Source organism: Cellulosimicrobium sp. I38E, from assembly GCF_001647255.1.
Taxonomy (GTDB): Bacteria; Actinomycetota; Actinomycetes; order Actinomycetales; family Cellulomonadaceae; genus Cellulosimicrobium; species Cellulosimicrobium cellulans_E.
Genome location: NZ_LUAZ01000020.1, coordinates 65,294 through 80,309 on the forward strand (window position 1 = coordinate 65,294; position 15,016 = coordinate 80,309).

Annotated in this window: 20 protein-coding genes; 10 read left to right on the forward strand and 10 right to left on the reverse strand. The window is 75.3% G+C overall.

All coding sequences use genetic code 11. The features are described 5' to 3' along the window. Positions 1-10: 10 nt before the first annotated feature. Together A0J59_RS07420 and A0J59_RS07425 are read left to right on the forward strand one after the other, a co-directional pair. Complete coding sequence (locus A0J59_RS07420) at positions 11-289, forward strand: DUF4235 domain-containing protein (RefSeq protein WP_255365063.1); 279 nt, start codon at positions 11-13, stop codon at positions 287-289. Between the two features lie 89 nt (positions 290-378). Then, positions 379-1,758: a hypothetical protein gene (locus A0J59_RS07425; protein WP_064315706.1), complete on the forward strand. Its 1,380-nt coding sequence runs from the start codon at positions 379-381 to the stop codon at positions 1,756-1,758. Here A0J59_RS07425 and A0J59_RS07430 read toward each other — a convergent pair. From A0J59_RS07430 to A0J59_RS07445, 4 genes are read right to left on the reverse strand one after another with little or no spacing between them, the layout of a single operon-like run. Beyond that, on the reverse strand, positions 1,725-2,276 hold the full coding sequence (locus A0J59_RS07430; protein ID WP_064315707.1) for a hypothetical protein: 552 nt from the start codon (positions 2,274-2,276) through the stop codon (positions 1,725-1,727). The two genes, A0J59_RS07425 and A0J59_RS07430, sit on opposite strands and share 34 nt — an antisense overlap. A gap of 38 nt (positions 2,277-2,314) precedes the next feature. Beyond that, positions 2,315-2,989 carry a hypothetical protein gene (locus A0J59_RS07435; protein WP_156532875.1) on the reverse strand — a complete coding sequence of 225 codons (675 nt, stop codon included), beginning with the start codon at positions 2,987-2,989 and terminating at the stop codon, positions 2,315-2,317. Then, positions 2,986-3,684, reverse strand: a complete 699-nt coding sequence (locus A0J59_RS07440) for a hypothetical protein (protein WP_156532877.1) — start codon at positions 3,682-3,684, stop codon at positions 2,986-2,988. The genes A0J59_RS07435 and A0J59_RS07440 overlap by 4 nt, the downstream gene beginning before the upstream one ends. 33 nt (positions 3,685-3,717) lie before the next feature. Continuing rightward, a complete protein-coding gene (locus A0J59_RS07445; protein ID WP_047233663.1) occupies positions 3,718-4,422 on the reverse strand; it encodes a DUF1361 domain-containing protein in 705 nt (234 codons plus the stop codon). A 116-nt stretch (positions 4,423-4,538) separates the two neighbouring features. On the opposite strand from A0J59_RS07445, the gene A0J59_RS07450 reads away from it, so the two are divergent. Then, entirely contained in the window at positions 4,539-5,783 is a 1,245-nt protein-coding gene (locus A0J59_RS07450; protein WP_047233664.1) for a nitrate/nitrite transporter, read from the forward strand. Positions 5,784-5,876: 93 nt separating this feature from the next. On the opposite strand, the gene A0J59_RS07455 is transcribed toward A0J59_RS07450, so the two are convergent. Then, positions 5,877-6,368 (reverse strand): DUF6328 family protein, encoded by a 492-nt coding sequence (locus A0J59_RS07455; protein WP_047233665.1) that lies wholly within the window; start codon positions 6,366-6,368, stop codon positions 5,877-5,879. Between the two features lie 92 nt (positions 6,369-6,460). Between A0J59_RS07455 and A0J59_RS07460 the strand changes: the two genes are divergently transcribed. Beyond that, positions 6,461-7,201, forward strand: a complete 741-nt coding sequence (locus tag A0J59_RS07460; RefSeq protein ID WP_053370611.1) for a PAS and ANTAR domain-containing protein — start codon at positions 6,461-6,463, stop codon at positions 7,199-7,201. A 39-nt stretch (positions 7,202-7,240) separates the two neighbouring features. On the opposite strand, the gene A0J59_RS07465 is transcribed toward A0J59_RS07460, so the two are convergent. The 3 genes from A0J59_RS07465 to A0J59_RS07475 all read right to left on the reverse strand — a co-directional run bounded on the left by A0J59_RS07465 (position 7,241) and on the right by A0J59_RS07475 (position 10,036). Further along, a complete protein-coding gene (locus A0J59_RS07465; protein WP_231581870.1) occupies positions 7,241-8,056 on the reverse strand; it encodes a GAF and ANTAR domain-containing protein in 816 nt (271 codons plus the stop codon). Between the two features lie 327 nt (positions 8,057-8,383). Beyond that, positions 8,384-9,244, reverse strand: a complete 861-nt coding sequence (locus A0J59_RS07470) for an SDR family oxidoreductase (protein ID WP_047233666.1) — start codon at positions 9,242-9,244, stop codon at positions 8,384-8,386. A gap of 39 nt (positions 9,245-9,283) precedes the next feature. Next, positions 9,284-10,036, reverse strand: a complete 753-nt coding sequence (locus A0J59_RS07475) for a PAS and ANTAR domain-containing protein (protein WP_053370610.1) — start codon at positions 10,034-10,036, stop codon at positions 9,284-9,286. A gap of 105 nt (positions 10,037-10,141) precedes the next feature. Here A0J59_RS07475 and glp point away from each other — a divergent pair, with 105 nt between their 5' ends. Next, positions 10,142-11,473, forward strand: a complete 1,332-nt coding sequence (glp, locus tag A0J59_RS07480) for a gephyrin-like molybdotransferase Glp (RefSeq protein ID WP_064315710.1) — start codon at positions 10,142-10,144, stop codon at positions 11,471-11,473. A gap of 9 nt (positions 11,474-11,482) precedes the next feature. Here the strand turns inward: glp and A0J59_RS07485 are convergent, their stop codons facing one another. Next, positions 11,483-12,154, reverse strand: coding sequence for an AIM24 family protein (locus A0J59_RS07485; RefSeq protein ID WP_064315711.1), 672 nt, complete (start codon positions 12,152-12,154; stop codon positions 11,483-11,485). Positions 12,155-12,243: 89 nt separating this feature from the next. Here A0J59_RS07485 and moaC point away from each other — a divergent pair, with 89 nt between their 5' ends. The 4 genes from moaC to A0J59_RS07500 are packed head-to-tail and all read left to right on the forward strand — an operon-like array spanning position 12,244 to position 13,918. Then, on the forward strand, positions 12,244-12,726 hold the full coding sequence (moaC, locus tag A0J59_RS07490; RefSeq protein ID WP_047233669.1) for a cyclic pyranopterin monophosphate synthase MoaC: 483 nt from the start codon (positions 12,244-12,246) through the stop codon (positions 12,724-12,726). Continuing rightward, positions 12,723-13,388, forward strand: coding sequence for a molybdenum cofactor guanylyltransferase (locus A0J59_RS21140; protein WP_255365066.1), 666 nt, complete (start codon positions 12,723-12,725; stop codon positions 13,386-13,388). Before moaC ends, A0J59_RS21140 begins: the two co-directional genes overlap by 4 nt. Continuing rightward, positions 13,385-13,678, forward strand: a complete 294-nt coding sequence (locus A0J59_RS21145) for a DUF6457 domain-containing protein (RefSeq protein ID WP_047233670.1) — start codon at positions 13,385-13,387, stop codon at positions 13,676-13,678. Before A0J59_RS21140 ends, A0J59_RS21145 begins: the two co-directional genes overlap by 4 nt. A gap of 3 nt (positions 13,679-13,681) precedes the next feature. Beyond that, on the forward strand, positions 13,682-13,918 hold the full coding sequence (locus tag A0J59_RS07500) for a MoaD/ThiS family protein (protein WP_064315712.1): 237 nt from the start codon (positions 13,682-13,684) through the stop codon (positions 13,916-13,918). Positions 13,919-13,925: 7 nt separating this feature from the next. Here A0J59_RS07500 and A0J59_RS07505 read toward each other — a convergent pair whose 3' ends face one another. Then, positions 13,926-14,435: a molybdenum cofactor biosynthesis protein B gene (locus A0J59_RS07505; RefSeq protein WP_053370607.1), complete on the reverse strand. Its 510-nt coding sequence runs from the start codon at positions 14,433-14,435 to the stop codon at positions 13,926-13,928. A gap of 236 nt (positions 14,436-14,671) precedes the next feature. On the opposite strand from A0J59_RS07505, the gene A0J59_RS07510 reads away from it, so the two are divergent. Next, positions 14,672-15,016, forward strand: a 345-nt coding sequence (locus tag A0J59_RS07510) for a hypothetical protein (RefSeq protein WP_156532878.1), incomplete at its 3' end; no start/stop codon positions are given.

The following is a 15,016-nucleotide window of genomic DNA, read 5'->3' on the forward strand; positions in this document are numbered from 1 at the left end:
GAGGACCCTCGTGGCCGACACGAACGAGACCGAGCAGACCCTGGCCCTGAAGGTCGGGACCGTCGCCCTCACCTTCGCCGCGGGCTGGGCCGCGCAGAAGCTCGTCACGTTCGTCTGGGCGAAGGTCACCGGTCACGACGCCCCCAAGGACCTCGACGACGACGAGGTCGGCATCGTCTCGGCCGTCACGTTCGCCGCCGTCGCCGCGGGCGTCGGGGTCCTCGCGCGCCGGTTCGCCGGCAAGGAGGCCAAGCGGTTCGTCTCCCGCCTCGCGGCGCGCGCGTCCTAACCACCGCTCGAACCCGGGGTCGTTCCTCACGATCGCTACGACGAGGGGAACGACCCCGGGTTCGGGAGCGCACCGGTACCCTGGCGCGCGTGACGGCCCCACCGGCGACCCCTGAGAGCCCAGAGAGCGCGACGACGGTCCCCCAGGACCCGGTCCTGCGCTCCGGCCTGCGCGTGCTCGCCGACGCGGGTCGCCTGCTGTCCCGGCACTGGCCCGCGCTCGTCGCGATCGCCGTCCTCGCCGAGGTCGTCCACGAGCTCGCGCTGCGGGCCGCGCTCGCCGTCGCACCGTCGTCCGGGGTGCTCGGCCTGCTCGTGCTGTGCTTCTCGCCGCTCGCGACCGTCGTCGGCATCGTGGTCATGCTGCACGTCCTGCGCCGCGAGCCACGCACCGAGCGCGACCGGCTCGAGGTCCGGGCGCTGCTCGGCTCGATCGCGTCGGTCCTCGTGCCCTATCTCGTCATCTACGAGTTCTACGGCGGCCTGTCGTCCGACTGGCAGTCGTACATCGACTCCGCGGCGCTCGACCATGCGTTCGCGGCCGGTTCCGGGATCGAGACGGCGAGCCCGATCCCCGAGGGCTTCGGGCTCACCGTCGTGCTCGTCGTCGCGGGCGCGCTGCTCGCCCGGACGCTGCTCGAGCGCCTCGCCAAGCGCGTCGACCGCGGCGTCTCCGCGGCGGGCGGCGACACGCGGCGCAGCGCGCGCTCCGCCGCCGTCCGCATCGCGGCGGGGTACTGCGAGGTCGTGTGGATCGTCGTCGGCGCGTTCACCGTCACCGCCGTCGTCGGGCGCGTGCGCGAGTGGTGGACGTCGCGCGTGGTCGTCGTCGAGACCACCACGTGGTGGGACGGCGTCGTCGCGCGCGTCGACGTGCTCAAGCCGCTCGTCGACGCCCTGGGCCCGACGACGTCCCTCCTCCTCGCGGGCGTCGTCACCGGCCTCGTCGTGCCGCTCGCGTGGCTCACCCTCGGCACGATCGTCTACGGCGTCGAGGCGATCGACGTCGTCGACCCGGCGCACGCGACGCAGGGCGGCGGCGAGCCCACGGGTCGCGCGACGCGCGTCGTCGACCGGTTCAACCGGACGCTCGGCGAGAGCGGCGCGCGCAAGGCCTGGGAGCTCATGCTCGACCCCGGCCGCCGGTTCGGCGGCCTCGTGGGCGCCGTCGGCATGCTGTGGCGCAGCCGGTGGAGCGCCGTGCTGCTCTTCTGCGTCGCGTTCGCGCTCCTGACGCTCGGCGAGCAGGTCGTCTACACGGCAGCCCAGGCCATCGTCGGCCAGCCCGGGATCGTCGCCTGGCGCGCGCTGGTCGGCCCGCTCGAGATCGTCGCGACGGTGGTCGTGCAGGTGCTCACGACCGTGCTCCTCGCCGCCGCCGCGGACGCGCTCCTCGCGAGCCTCGGCCTGCCGTCGGCGCTGCGCACCCGGCGCCGTCAGGCCACGTCGGGGACGGGCAGCGACCAGTAGGCGGGGAGGAGCTCCGGCTCGACGAGACGCACCTCGGCGGGCACGGCGCCGTCGGGCGTGAGGAAGTACTGCGTGCTGCGGCTCGAGACGGCGCCCGTGCACACCGGCGCCTCGGGGAACGGCATGCCCGGCAGCGCCGACGCCCCCGCCGTGAACTCGCGCCCGGCGGCGTCGCGCAGCACGACCTCGCACGACGAGTACGTCTCCTCCTCGCTCGCCGGGGCGGCGGGCGCATCGGATCGCAGCGACACGTCGACGGCCCAGAGCGTGTAGCCCTCCGGGGCTTCGATGCGGTCCCCGTACCCGTCGTCGAGCCAGTCGACCTCCTCGATCCCGGCGAGCCGCGCCCGGACGTCGCCGACCTGCGCCCAGCCCTCGGCGTCCGCCGTGTGCGCGCGGTGCGGCTCCGACGCCCACCACCCCTGCACCGCGTCGGAACGCCAGGTGAGCGTGCCGAGCGCCGCGAGCGCTCCCGCCAGCACGACCAGCCACCAGCGGTTCGCGCGCCACCATCCCACGCTCGATGCCCCGCCCGGCCTCGCGCCCGACCTCCCGCTCATCCGCCCCACCCCCCGGGAACGAGCGCGGGAGGCAGCACCTCGACGACGGCGTCCGCCGCGGGCAGCTCGAGCCGGCCGAGGTCGATCTCGGCGACCGCCTGCGGACGGTCGATGTCCGCGTCGTCGTGCTCCGTGAGCACCCTCAGCACGACGTCGCCCTCGAGCGCGCGTGCCGGCACCTCGACGACGACCGTCCCGGCCTCGGGGACGTCCGGGTCCACGAACGTGCTCGTCATCGAGCTGCTCACGCGGTGCGACGCCGCGTGGTCGCGTCCCTCGGCGTCGCGCAGCTCGAGCGCCTCGATGCCCGCCTCCTTCGTCGTGCCGGACACCGCGAGGTCGACGGCGACCCAGACGCCGTCGGTCGTCAGGGTGTCGAAACCGTCCTCGAGCACCGCGCCGGTGCGCACGTCGTCGACGCGCACCCGCAGCGGTCCGGCGGTGACGACGTCGCCCACGTCGCCACGCGACGTCGTCGCCGTGAGCGTGGGCCACCACGCGTCGACGCGCGCCACGGCGGCCCCGACGCCCACGGCGAGGACGAGCAGGACGACGGTCACGACGACGTCCGCTCGACGCGGGCGCGCGGCCGCGGCGGGCTCACCGGCCTCCGGGACAGGCTCGCCGGCGGTCGCGGTGGTGGTCGTCGTCTCCACGGTGGGCTCGGTCACCACGCCTCCTCGTCCTCGGGCGGGTCCACGATCTCCGGCGGGACGTCCCCGGGCGGGGCGTCCACGAGCACCACGGCACCCGTCTCGGCCCAGCGGCGCCCGCCGCCGACCGTCATGTCGCGGTAGCGGAACGCCGGGAGGGTGACGGTGAGCGGCTCGTCGGGCGCGGCGGACGTCGTGCCGCCCTCCGGGACCGTCACCGGCCACAGCAGCGCCACGTCCTCCGGCAGGCCGGGCTGGAGCAGGGGGTAGACCGAGGCGTCGCGCACGAGCAGCGTCGGGTCCGGGCGGTCCTGCTCCGCGTCGCCTGCCAGCGCCAGGCCGCCCGGCAGGTCGTCCGGGAGTGTCACGGCGGTGCGGTCCAGGCGGCGCGGCTCCCGGTCGGTGTCGAGGGCGCCCACGACCACGACGAGCCAGGCGTCGGCGCCGGAGTCCTCGAGCGTGGAGACCTGCACCGCGTCCGTCACGGACCACGACCGCACCGTCAGGTCGAACGGTCCCGTCGGGACGGGCTCCCCCGCGGCGGCGTGGGCGGGCCCCGCGTCGGCGGCGACGTGCTGCGCGAACCCGCCGGCCGCCGCCGTCCCGGCGACGAGGCCGAGCGCGACCGCCAGGGCGATGCGGCGCGGCCACGTCCCGACGACCGCGCGGAGCAGCGGGACGCTGCGGGCAGCCCTCGGCGCGGTCGACGTCACGGCGCGCATCCTACGGGGCGGGCGACGCCGCCGTCAGGCCCCGCGGACGAGGAGGGTCGTGACCGGCCCCATGACGATCGCGTACATGAACGCGAAGAACAACGTGTGCAGCAGGACGAACAGCAGGGCGTCCCGGACGGCGCCGCGGGCGCGGAAGTGCCGCACGAGCTTGCGCACGAACTCCACCGGGTGGGCCAGGTCCCAGCTGTTGAAGCGCACGTACCGGCCCAGGTAGATGCCCACCGACACCAGGGCCAGGACGACGAGCACCGCGACCCACGACGCCGGCCGGTGGAACGGGTCGTCGTCGTTCGGGTACAGCACGAGGACGAACAGCGCCTGCGCGAGGAACACGTTGACCACCGTGTTCATGACGCCCGACATCGCGAGCGTGAGGACCGCGACGATGTCGTACCAGAGCGGGACGTCCTCCCCCTCCTGCCGGTGGCTGTAGTTGAGCTCGGTGACGAGGTACCCGGCGTTGGGCAGCAGGAGGAGCCAGACGAGGAACCCGGCGACCGCGACGGTGAGGATCACCCACGGCGGCGCGCCGCCCGCGATGAGCACGGCGTCCACGAGGACGACCAGGCCCAGCACCAGGACCGGGGCGATCGACAGCCCGATGTTGAGCAGCATCGGCCGGTACAGGCGCGTGCGGTACAGCGGGGCGCGCAGCACCACGAGGGCGAGCGCGTACACGTTGAGCAGGGCCACGCCCCCGAAGAGCCAGTCGAGCACGCCCCCACGGTACGGGGGGTTCGCCGCGCGGGGCGCGACGAGCGTCGTTAGCGTGGAGTCGCTCGACGCAACGACCTCCCGTGCCCGGCGACGGGCACCTCCCACCAGGAGTCGCCATGGCGCAGCAGGACGCGAGCGGGACCGTCGGTCCCACCCCGACGACGACGTCCCCGTCCACCTCCCCGACCCTCATGCTCGTCCTCGCGACGATCGGGTTCGCCGTGAACTTCTGGGCGTGGGCGCTCATCAGCCCGCTGGGCGCGGCGTACGGGCAGCTCTACGACCTCACGGACGTGCAGGTCTCCGTCCTCGTCGCCGTGCCGGTCGTGGTCGGGTCCCTCGGGCGCATCCCCGTGGGCGCGCTCACCGACCGCTACGGCGCGCGCGTCATGTTCCCGCTCGTCAGCGCGCTGACCATCCTTCCGGTCCTCTTCGTCGGGCTCGTCGCGGACAGCTTCGTCGCGCTGCTCGTCGGCGGGTTCTTCCTCGGCCTCGGCGGGACGGCCTTCGCCGTCGGCGTCCCGTTCGTCAACGCCTGGTACCCGCCCGCCCGCCGCGGCACCGCCGTCGGGATCTTCGGCATGGGGATGGGCGGCACGGCGATCTCCGCGTTCACCACGGTCCGCATCCGCGACGCGTGGGGCGACGCCGCGCCGTTCCTCCTCGTCGCCGCCGTCCTCGCCGTGTTCGCCGTCGTGTCGTGGCTCCTGCTGCGCGTCCCGCCGGGCCGCGCGGCCGCACCCGCCGGCGGGTTCTGGTCGCGCACGTGGGCGACGTTCCGCCTGCCCGCCACCCTCCAGCTCTCGTGGCTCTACGCCGTCGGGTTCGGCGGCTTCGTCGCGTTCTCCGTCTACCTGCCCACGTTCCTCGTCAACGCGTACGACCTCACCGCCTCCGACGCCGCCGCCCGCACCGCCGGGTTCGTCGTGCTCGCCGTCCTGATGCGGCCCGTGGGCGGGGCGCTGTCCGACCGGTTCGGCGGTGTGCCCGTCTCCGTCGTGTGCTTCGCCGTCGTGACGGCGCTCGCCGCGGTCGTCGCGTTCCAGCCGTCGCTCGTGCCGGTCGGCACCGTCGCGTTCCTCGGCCTCGCGGCCGCGCTCGGCGCGTCGTCGGGCGCCACGTTCGCGCTCGTCTCGAAGGTCGCGCCGGTCGAGAAGGTCGGCGCCGTCACCGGCCTCGTCGGCGCGGCCGGCGGCCTCGGCGGCTTCATCCCGCCGCTGCTCATGGGCGTCGTCTACCAGCTCGAGGGCACCTACGGCCTCGGCTTCGCCCTCCTCGCGCTCACCGCGCTCCTCACCCTGCTGTTCACCCTCGGGCCCGTCCGCCGCGGCGTCCAGGCCCGCGCCGCCACCTCGACCTGATCCCCCCGGACAGAACCGCCGGTGCCGAAGAAGACCCGGTCTGCCTCACGGGACCGGGTCCACCTCGCGTCACGAGGGCTCTCGCTCGCGAGGTCACGGGGAGGCAGGAGAGGCCGGACCCCGGGCGACGAGGCGCGGGAGGAGGAACCAGAGACCGACGAGCAGGACGAGGGCGCAGCCGCTCGACCACAGCGCCGCGGTGCGGTTCACGACGACGTCGACCACGAGCAGGACCGTCCCGGTGACGACGAACGCGAGGACGAGCACGCCGACCCGGGCGATGCGGTCGCTCATCGTGACGAGCGCCGTCTTGCGGTGCTTGCGGAACAGCGCGCGGTGCAGGCTCACGGGCGTGACGAACAGGCCGGTGGACAGCACGGCGAGCGCCACGAGGGTGAGGTAGACGCCGGTCTGGAACGTGTCGAGGTCACCGAAGCGCTGCTGGAACGGCAGCGTGAGCAGGAACCCCGTGAGGATCTGCACGCCCATCTGCATGACGCGCAGCTCCTGGAGCAGCTCGGCCCAGTTGCGGTCCGACCGTTCGTCCGCCGACTCGTCACGTCCGTCGCTGACCTGCGTGGTCATGAGTCCTCCCTCTCGCCGCCCCTGGGATAATCTTCCTTCTGCTGGGGTCAGGAATCGGCTCCGTCCTGATCGATCTCCGGGGACCCCCATCGATGGACGCTGCCCTGCCCTCCGACGTCGCGGAACCCGACGGCGTCGTGCCTCCGGCTCTCGCCGACCTCCTCGCCGCGCTCGGCCCGGGTGACCCCCAGCCGGTCGGCCGATTCCGCGTCGACGTCGCCACGGACACGTGGTGGTGGTCGGACGAGGTGTACGAGATGCACGGCTTCGCGCCCGGCGAGGTCGTCCCGACGACGGCCCTCGTCCTGTCCCACAAGCACCCCGAGGACCGCGAGCGCGTCGCGAGCGAGCTCGCGCAGGCGGCGCGCACCGGGGAGCCGTTCGGGTCCATGCACCGCATCGTGGACGCGACGGGCCGAACTCGCACGCTCGCCGTGGCCGCGCAGGGCCGCCGCCTCGACGGCGGGGCCTCGGGGGCGGTCGTGGGGTACTTCGTGGACCTGACGACCGCGCACGAGGAGGCGGCGCGCCGCGAGGCGACGGCGTCGATCCGCGCGGCCGACGCGTCCCGCTCGGTGATCGAGCAGGCGAAGGGCGTCCTCATGACCGCGTTCGCGATGGGGCCGGACGACGCGTTCGAGCTGCTGCGCCGTCGGTCGAACGACGCCAACGTGCCCGTGCGGGAGCTCGCGCGCCGGCTGGTCGCGGGCGTCGTCGACGGTTCGATCACGGGCGTCGGGCTGGTCGACGACGCCGCCCGCCGTCGCATCGACCGGCTCCTCGAGGGTGCGGACGGCGCGGGCGACGAGGAGCCGCGGGGCACGCTCGACTGATCCGCCCGGTCGTCGGGCTCGGCGGAGCGCCCTCGCGCGTCAGTCCGCCCCGACCCCGGGGATGCGCCGCGTCTCCACGACCTGGCGCGCGATGTCGACGAGCTTGATGTTCGCGTCCTGGGACACCCGGCTCAGCACCGCGAACGCGCGCCCGGGCGTGAGCGAGTAGCGCTCCATGACGATCCCCTGCGCCTGCCCGATGAGGGTGCGGGTCTGGACGGCGGACTGGAGCTGCTCCTCGGTCCGCGCGGCCGAGATCGCGGCCGCCGCGACGGCGGCGAACGTCGACGCGAGGTGATGGTCGTCGACCCCGAACGCGTCGGGCGCCGTCGAGTACATGTTGAGCGCGCCGTGCGCGTTCTCCGACGTGTAGAGCTGCACGCACAGCATCGACCGGACGCCGAGCTCGCGCGCGACGGCGGGCGCCCACAGCGGCCAGCGTGCGTCGGACTCGATGTCGCCCGACTCGACGAGCGCGTGGTCGTGCACCGCGTCCAGGCACGGCCCCTCGCGGAGCTCGTACTGGAGCTCGTCGCCGCGCGCGACGAGCGGGTCGGAGACGGCCGGGCTCTCGATACGTCCGCGCGTGACGAGCGAGACTCCCGCGGACTCGCACCCGTCCACCATCGACACGGCGAGCTCGACGACGCGGTCGAGGGTCTGCTGGAGGGTCGGCTCGTCGGCGAGCGCCCGGGCGGCGTCGGCGACGAGCGCGGCGACGCCCTGCTCCTCGGTGCCGCCCACGACGTCCGGCACCCCGGCGACGGTCTCGGCCTGCGGTGTCGGGACGGTGGCACCCGGGCCCGCCGGCATGCCGACGGTCCCCTGCTCGACGCTCTGCTCGATGCTCGTCATCTCGGCCTCCTCACGGTTCCCCGGCCCCAGCGTAGATCGCTCGCGCGGCAGCCGGTACCCGGCGAGACGGGCCCCGCACTGCGTCGCGCTCGCCTCACCGGTCGTGCCGGAGGCCCCGCCCGGGCGTGGTGCCCGGGCGGGTCGGGGGCGGTGGCCGTCTCGCCCGCACAGGGCGTGGCGGCTGGGTCCCACGGGCACCGTCGCTCTCGCGGCGGACCCGCCCCCGGGCGGGCGCGCACGCCCGCCCTCCGACCCTCCCGGGCGGGTCGCGGCCCTCGGCCGATCCGTCCGCGGCCCGCACGGGGAGGTCTCTTCCTCTTCCCAGCCCTAGAACACGGGCTTGCCTCCCGTCACCCCGAGCACGGTGCCGGAGACGTAGCTCGCGTCCGTCGGGGAGGCGAGGAAGACGAACGCCGGGGCGACCTCGCCCGGCTGCCCCGCCCGCCCGAGCGGGGTGTCCTGCCCGAACTTCTCGATCTTCTCCTCGGGCTGGGTCGCCGGCTGGAGCGGGGTCCAGATGGGACCCGGCGCGACGGCGTTGACCCGGATGCCCCGTGGCCCGAGCTCGGCCGCGAGGTTGACCGTGAGGTTGTTGATCGCGGCCTTGGTCGACGCGTAGTCGAGCAGCGACGTCGACGGCTGGAAAGCCTGGATCGACGAGTTGTTGACGATCGCCGACCCCTCCCCCAGGTGCTCGAGCGCCGACTGCGTGACCCAGAGCAGCGCGTAGAGGTTCGTCTTGAGGACGCGGTCGATCTCGTCCGTCGTGACGTCCTCGATCGACTCGCGCCGCGCCATCTGGAACCCGGCGTTGTTGACGAGCACGTCGAGGCCGCCGAGCTCCGCGACGGCACGCCCGGGCAGGGCACGCGCCGTCGCCTCCTCGGTCAGGTCGCCGGGCAGGAGGGCGCACGTGCGGCCCGCCTCGCGCACCCAGCGTGCCGTCTCCTCGGCGTCCTCCTGCTCCTCCGGCAGGTAGCCGATCGCGACGTCGGCGCCCTCCCGCGCGAACGCGATGGCCACCGCGCGCCCGATGCCCGAGTCGCCGCCCGTCACGAGGGCGCGACGCCCCTCGAGCCGCCCGCTGCCGCGGTACGACTCCTCGCCGTGGTCGGGTGCCGGCTCCATGGGACCGGTCAGGCCGGGCGGCTCCTGCTGCTGGGCCGGGAAGGCCTTCTCGTCCGTCATCTCGTCCCTCCGTCCTGTCGACGTGCGGTCACCGGGGCGTCAGGAGCGGGCCGGCTCACGACGTCGCGCGAGCTGCGCGTCGTGCGCGCGCGGCCGGGCGACCGGGCGCACGGCGGCGAACGCCCCGGCGAGCGTCGCCTCCGCCGTCGGGCCCACCCCGCCGGCCTTGCTCAGCGCCCGCATGACCTGCGCAGCGGTCTCCTGGACCGGGACGCCGGCCTCGCCGGCGGCCTCGGCGAGGAGCTGGCTCGCCGCGACGTCGTCGACGCCGTGCACGGCCATGAGCACTCCCTTGACCTGCTCGACGGCGGCCTGGCTGACGAACGCACGCGTCACGGCGCGCTGCGACTCGCGCTCGAGCGCTTCCTTGTGGGTCGGGCTGACGTCGACGACGTACCCGGCGATCTCGACGACGCGGCCCCGGGCGTCCCGACGCCCCTGCCCCGTCACGACGACGGACCGGGCCTTGCCGTGCCCGTCGACGATGCGGTGCGCGCACGAGAAGGGACGGCCGGACCGGATCGCCTCCGTCGCGGCGCGGACGACGCGGGCGCGGTCGTCGGGGTGCTTGCGCGAGCGCAGGGCGTCCAGGCTCGGTTCGACGTCCCCCGGCGTCCAGCCGTGCATCGTGTACACCTCGTCCGACCACCACCAGGTCCCGGAGCCGAGCTCGACGCGGTACTGCCCCACGAGGAGGTGCGTGCCCACGGCGAGCACCTCGGCGAGGGCTGCGGGCCGCACGGGCGTGGTCTGCTCAGGGCTGTGGCTGGTGGTCACGGAGATCGAGGCCATGGTGTCCTCCCAAGTTTCGGGGGGCTTCGGGCCGCTTCATGACTCCGCCCTCCAACCTAGCCCACTCCCCGGGAGTCGGCACCCGGGCTCCGCTACGGTGCGGGCATGACCCGCGAGCCGCGCCGGACGATCGCCCAGCACGCCGACGACGCGCTCGCGCTCGTCCGCCCGACGCCGACGGCGGACCTCCCGCTCGAGCACGCGGTCGGGGCGGTCCTCGCCGCGGACGTCGTCTCGACGCTCGACGCGCCCGCGTTCGACGCCTCCGCGATGGACGGCTACGCGGTGCGTTCGGCCGACGTGGCGGGGGCGGGTACGGGGTCGCCCGTGGTGCTGCGCGTGGTCGGCGACGTGGCGGCCGGGGCCCCGGGACCCGACGCCCCCCTCGGCCCCGGCGAGGCGGTCCGGATCATGACCGGGGCCCCCGTGCCCCGCGGCGGCGACGTCGTCGTGCCCGTCGAGCGCACGTCCACCGGGCGCTTCACGCCCGGCGCGGCCGGGAGCGGCCCAGCCACGGTCGAGATCCACGACGCGACGCGCAGCAACGTGCGGGCGCGCGGCGAGGACGTGCGCCGCGGGGACGTCGTCGTCGAGGCGGGGGTCGTGCTCACCGCGCGCCACGTGTCCGTCGCCGCGTCCGCGGGGCACGCGACCGTGCGCGTGCACCGCGCGCCACGCGTGGCCGTGCTCTCCACCGGCAGCGAGCTCGTGGCGCCGGGGACCGCTCCGGGTCCGGGCCGGATCCCCGACTCCAACTCCGTCCTGCTCGCCGCGTCGGCCCGCGCGGCGGGCGCGCGCGTGGTGCGGCGGGGCGCGGTCGGCGACACCGCCCCCGCGCTCGTCGCGGCCCTCGACGACCTGCTGGCCGCGTTCGACGGTGCCCTGCCGGACCTCCTCGTCTCCACGGGCGGGGTGAGCGCGGGCGCGTTCGACGTCGTGCGCGAGGTCCTCGACCCCGCGACGCGCGCCGGGACGGCGTGGGAGGGCGCGGTCGACGACGCGCGGCTCGTCGCGGTCGGCATGCAGCCCGGCAAGCCGCAGGGGATCGCGCGGTGGCGCGGCGTCCCCTGGCTCGCGCTTCCCGGCAACCCCGTGAGCGCCTTCGTGTCGTTCGAGCTGTTCGTCCGGCCCGTCCTCGACCGCCTCCGAGGCGTCCCCGGCACGGGCCGGTCGCTCGTGGGACGCGTCGCCGGGGAGGGCTGGTCGTCGCCGTCCGGGCGCGAGCAGCTCGTGCTCGTGCGGCACACCGCGCCCGACGGCGGGCAGGTGGTCCCCGCTGGTCGGCACCGCGGCCCGGGGTCCGACCCCGCGGGGGCACGGGGCTCCGGCTCGCACCGCGTGAGCGCGCTCGCGCACGCCGACGCGCTCGCCGTCGTCGGCGCCGACGTCACGGCCGTCGAGCCCGGCGACGCCGTCCGGGTGCTGCTCCTGGACTGACCGCCGGGGTCACTTCTGCGCGGGCGGCGGGTGGCCCTCCGAGGCCTGCACGACGACGATCCCCTGCCCGGAGAGCGCGAGCTGGTACGCCTCGCCCGACCCGCGCCCGATCGCCGCGGCGAGCTTCGCCGTCTTGCGGATCGAGGACTGCAGCGACGTCGACCACAGCACGGCGGCCTGCATGTCGACGTACGTCGGGACGTCGACGTCGAGCACGACGGGCGTGCCGAACGCCGTCACGGCGAGCGCGCCGGTCCCGGTGAACGTCGTGTTGAACAGCCCGCCGCTGAGCATCGAGGCTCCCTCGACGCGGTTGATGTCCCAGGTCAGCGAGCTCTCGAACGCGAGCACGTTCGCGCCGTTGACGGTCACGCCCTCGTCCTCCAGGTGCAGCACGAACACCTGGTCCGCCTCCTGGGTGAGGAAGACGTCGCCGCTGCCGGACACCTTCATGAGCGACATGCCCTCGCCCGTGAACGCCTTCTTGAACATCTTGCCGAGGCCGCCGCTGCCCTCGTACGCGAAGTCGACGTCGCCCTGGTAGGCGACCATCGACCCCTGCTTGGCGAAGAAGAACCCGCCCGTGCCGCGGAGGTCCACCTTGAGCATGCGGTCGTTCTGGAGCTGGAAGGAGCCGGGCTCGACGGAGCGCTCGGCATGGTCGAGGAGTGAGCTGCGCATGGACCGATCCTCGCGGCTCGCGGACCCCGGCGCACGCGAGGGTCCTCCGGCCCGCCCGCGCGGCGGGTCGCGCGTGCGAGAGTGGCGCCATGAGCCCCACGCACGACTTCACGCACCTCGACGAGCGCGGCCACGCGCGCATGGTCGACGTCACCGCCAAGCAGCCCACCGTCCGCTCCGCGACGGCGACCGGGGTCGTGCGGTGCTCCCCGGAGATCGTCGCCGCGCTGCGCGACGGCACGGTCCCCAAGGGCGACGTGCTCGCCGTCGCGCGGATCGCGGGCATCGCGGGCGCCAAGCGCACGGCGGAGCTGCTGCCGCTCGCCCACGTCATCGGGGTGCACGGCGCCGTCGTCGACCTCGTCGTGGGCGACCACGGCGTCGACGTCACCGCGACCGTGCGCACCGCCGACCGCACGGGCGTCGAGATGGAGGCGCTCACCGCCGTCGCCGTCGCGGGGCTCGCGGTCGTCGACATGGTCAAGGGGCTCGACAAGTCCGTCGAGCTCACGGACGTCCGCCTCGTCGCCAAGACCGGCGGCAAGTCCGGCGACTGGCACCGCGAGCCGTGACGGAGCCGCGACCCGCCGACCCGGCGTTCCCGTTCGACGCCGTCGTGCTGGCCGGGGGCCGGGCGGAGCGGCTGGGGACGCCCAAGCCGGGCGTCGTCGTCGGGGGTCGGTCGCTGCTGGAGCACGCGCTCGCGGCGACCGCCGGCGCGGGGCGGACGGTCGTCGTCGGGCCGGAGGAGCTCGCCGACCCCGCCCGCTACACCCTGACGCGCGAGGACCCGCCGTTCGGCGGGCCCGTCGCGGGCATCGCGGCCGGGCTGAGCGCGCTCCCCGGGCCCGACGACGGCGGCGCGCCCTGGGTGCTCGTCCTCGCGTGCGACGTCCCCCGGGCCGCGGAGGCGGTGCCCGCTCTGCTCGCCGCGGCGCGCCACCGGGCGGACGAGGTGGCGGTGCACGCGGTGCGCGGCGGGCGCGACCAGTGGCTCGTGGGGCTGTACGAGCGGGCGGCGCTCGCCGACGCGCTCGCGGCGCTCCCCGCGGTGCACGGCGCGTCGGTGCGCCGCCTGCTCGCCGACCTGCCCGCGCTCGCGGTCCCCGACGAGGACGGCGCCACCGACGACGTGGACACGTGGGAAGATGCCCGCGAGCAGGACCGCCGCCTGGGCGCGGGTGCGGTACCGGCGCCCGACGACACCCCGACGGACCGCAGGAGGCCCCGATGACGAACCTCGAGCGCTGGGTCGACGCGCTGGCGAGCGACCTCGACCTCGACCCGCAGGTGGTGGACATCGGCGCGATCCTCGACCTCGCGCGCGACGCCGCGCACGGTATCGAGCGTCCCGCCGCGCCGCTCACGACGTTCGTCGCGGGCTACGTCGCCGGGCTGGCCGCGCACGACGGCTCGGGCCGCACCGTGCAGGACGTCCTCGACCGCGCCGCCGAGCTCGCGCTGGCGTGGACGCCGGAGCCCGAGCTGCCCGGCACCGCGGCGCCGGCCGAGACGCAGGACTGACGGATGGCGACCGTCCGGTACTTCGCCGGGGCGCGAGACGCCGCCGGCACCGAGACCGAGACCGTCGACGCGGCCACGGTCGGCGAGCTGCACGCGGCGCTCGTCGTCCGGCACGCCGCCCTGGCGGACGTGCTCCCCCGCTGCTCGCTCCTCGTCGGCGGCGTGCGCGCGTCGAGCGACGGCACCCCGGTCGGCGCCGACGAGACCGTCGACGTGCTGCCTCCCTTCGCCGGCGGCTGAACCACCGTCAGTGGTCGCCGCCGTCGAGCTGGGCGAGCACGTGCGGCAGGAGCGGCTCGAGGACGGCCCAGCCGTCGCGCACGCCGCCGGTCGACCCGGGCAGGTTCACGACGAGCACCCGGCCCTCCGGCCCTGACGCGATCCCCGCCAGGCCGCGCGAGAGGACGGCCGCCGGCACGTTGACGGCGCCGCGCCGGCGCAGCTCCTCCGCGATGCCCGGCACGTCCTGCACCAGGACCTCGCGCGTCCCCTCGGGCGTGAGGTCGCGCGGGCCGACGCCGGTCCCTCCGGTCGTGAGCACGACGCGCGCTCCCCCGGCCGCGGCCCGGGCGACGGCGTCGCGCACGGAGGCGACGCCGTCGGGCACGAGGTCCGTGACGACGGCCCAGCCCGCGGCACCGAGGAGCCCCGCGAGCAGCGGCCCGGAGCGGTCCTCGGCCTCGCCGCGCGAGCAGCGGTCGGACACGGTGACGACGGCGACGGTCGCGCCTGCGGGCCGTCCGGTGGGTGCGCTCATGGCGCCACGGTAACGACCTGCGCGCGCCGCGCTGCCCGGTCTCCCGACGGGGTGCGCTCGGCGCGCGCGATCCACCCGTTCTGGGCATAGTGGCTGTGGACCGACCCCCGCCGTCCCTGCTCGCCCCAGGAGGCTCGTATGTCGTACGTGTCCGTGCCGTCAGCGTCGCCGGTGCGCGTGCCCTCTCGGGCGCGTCCGGTGGGTTCCCTCGCCGGGGCAGGCGACGGGAGCGCGGCATGACGACGACGTCCGACGGGCCCGTCGAGGACGCGCTGCTCAGGCTGGGGAAGCACCTCAAGCGCGGGCGGGTGTCGGACGACCTGCGGCAGGTGTTCCTGACCGGCGGGCGCCAGGGCGACGTGTTCTACCGCGACCGCTGGTCCCACGACAAGGTCGTGCGCTCCACCCACGGCGTGAACTGCACCGGGTCCTGCTCCTGGAAGGTCTACGTCAAGGACGGCATCATCACCTGGGAGACCCAGCAGACCGACTACCCCTCCGTCGGCCCCGACTCCCCCGAGTACGAACCCCGCGGCTGCCCCCGCGGCGCCGCGTTCTCCTGGTACACCTACTCCCCCACC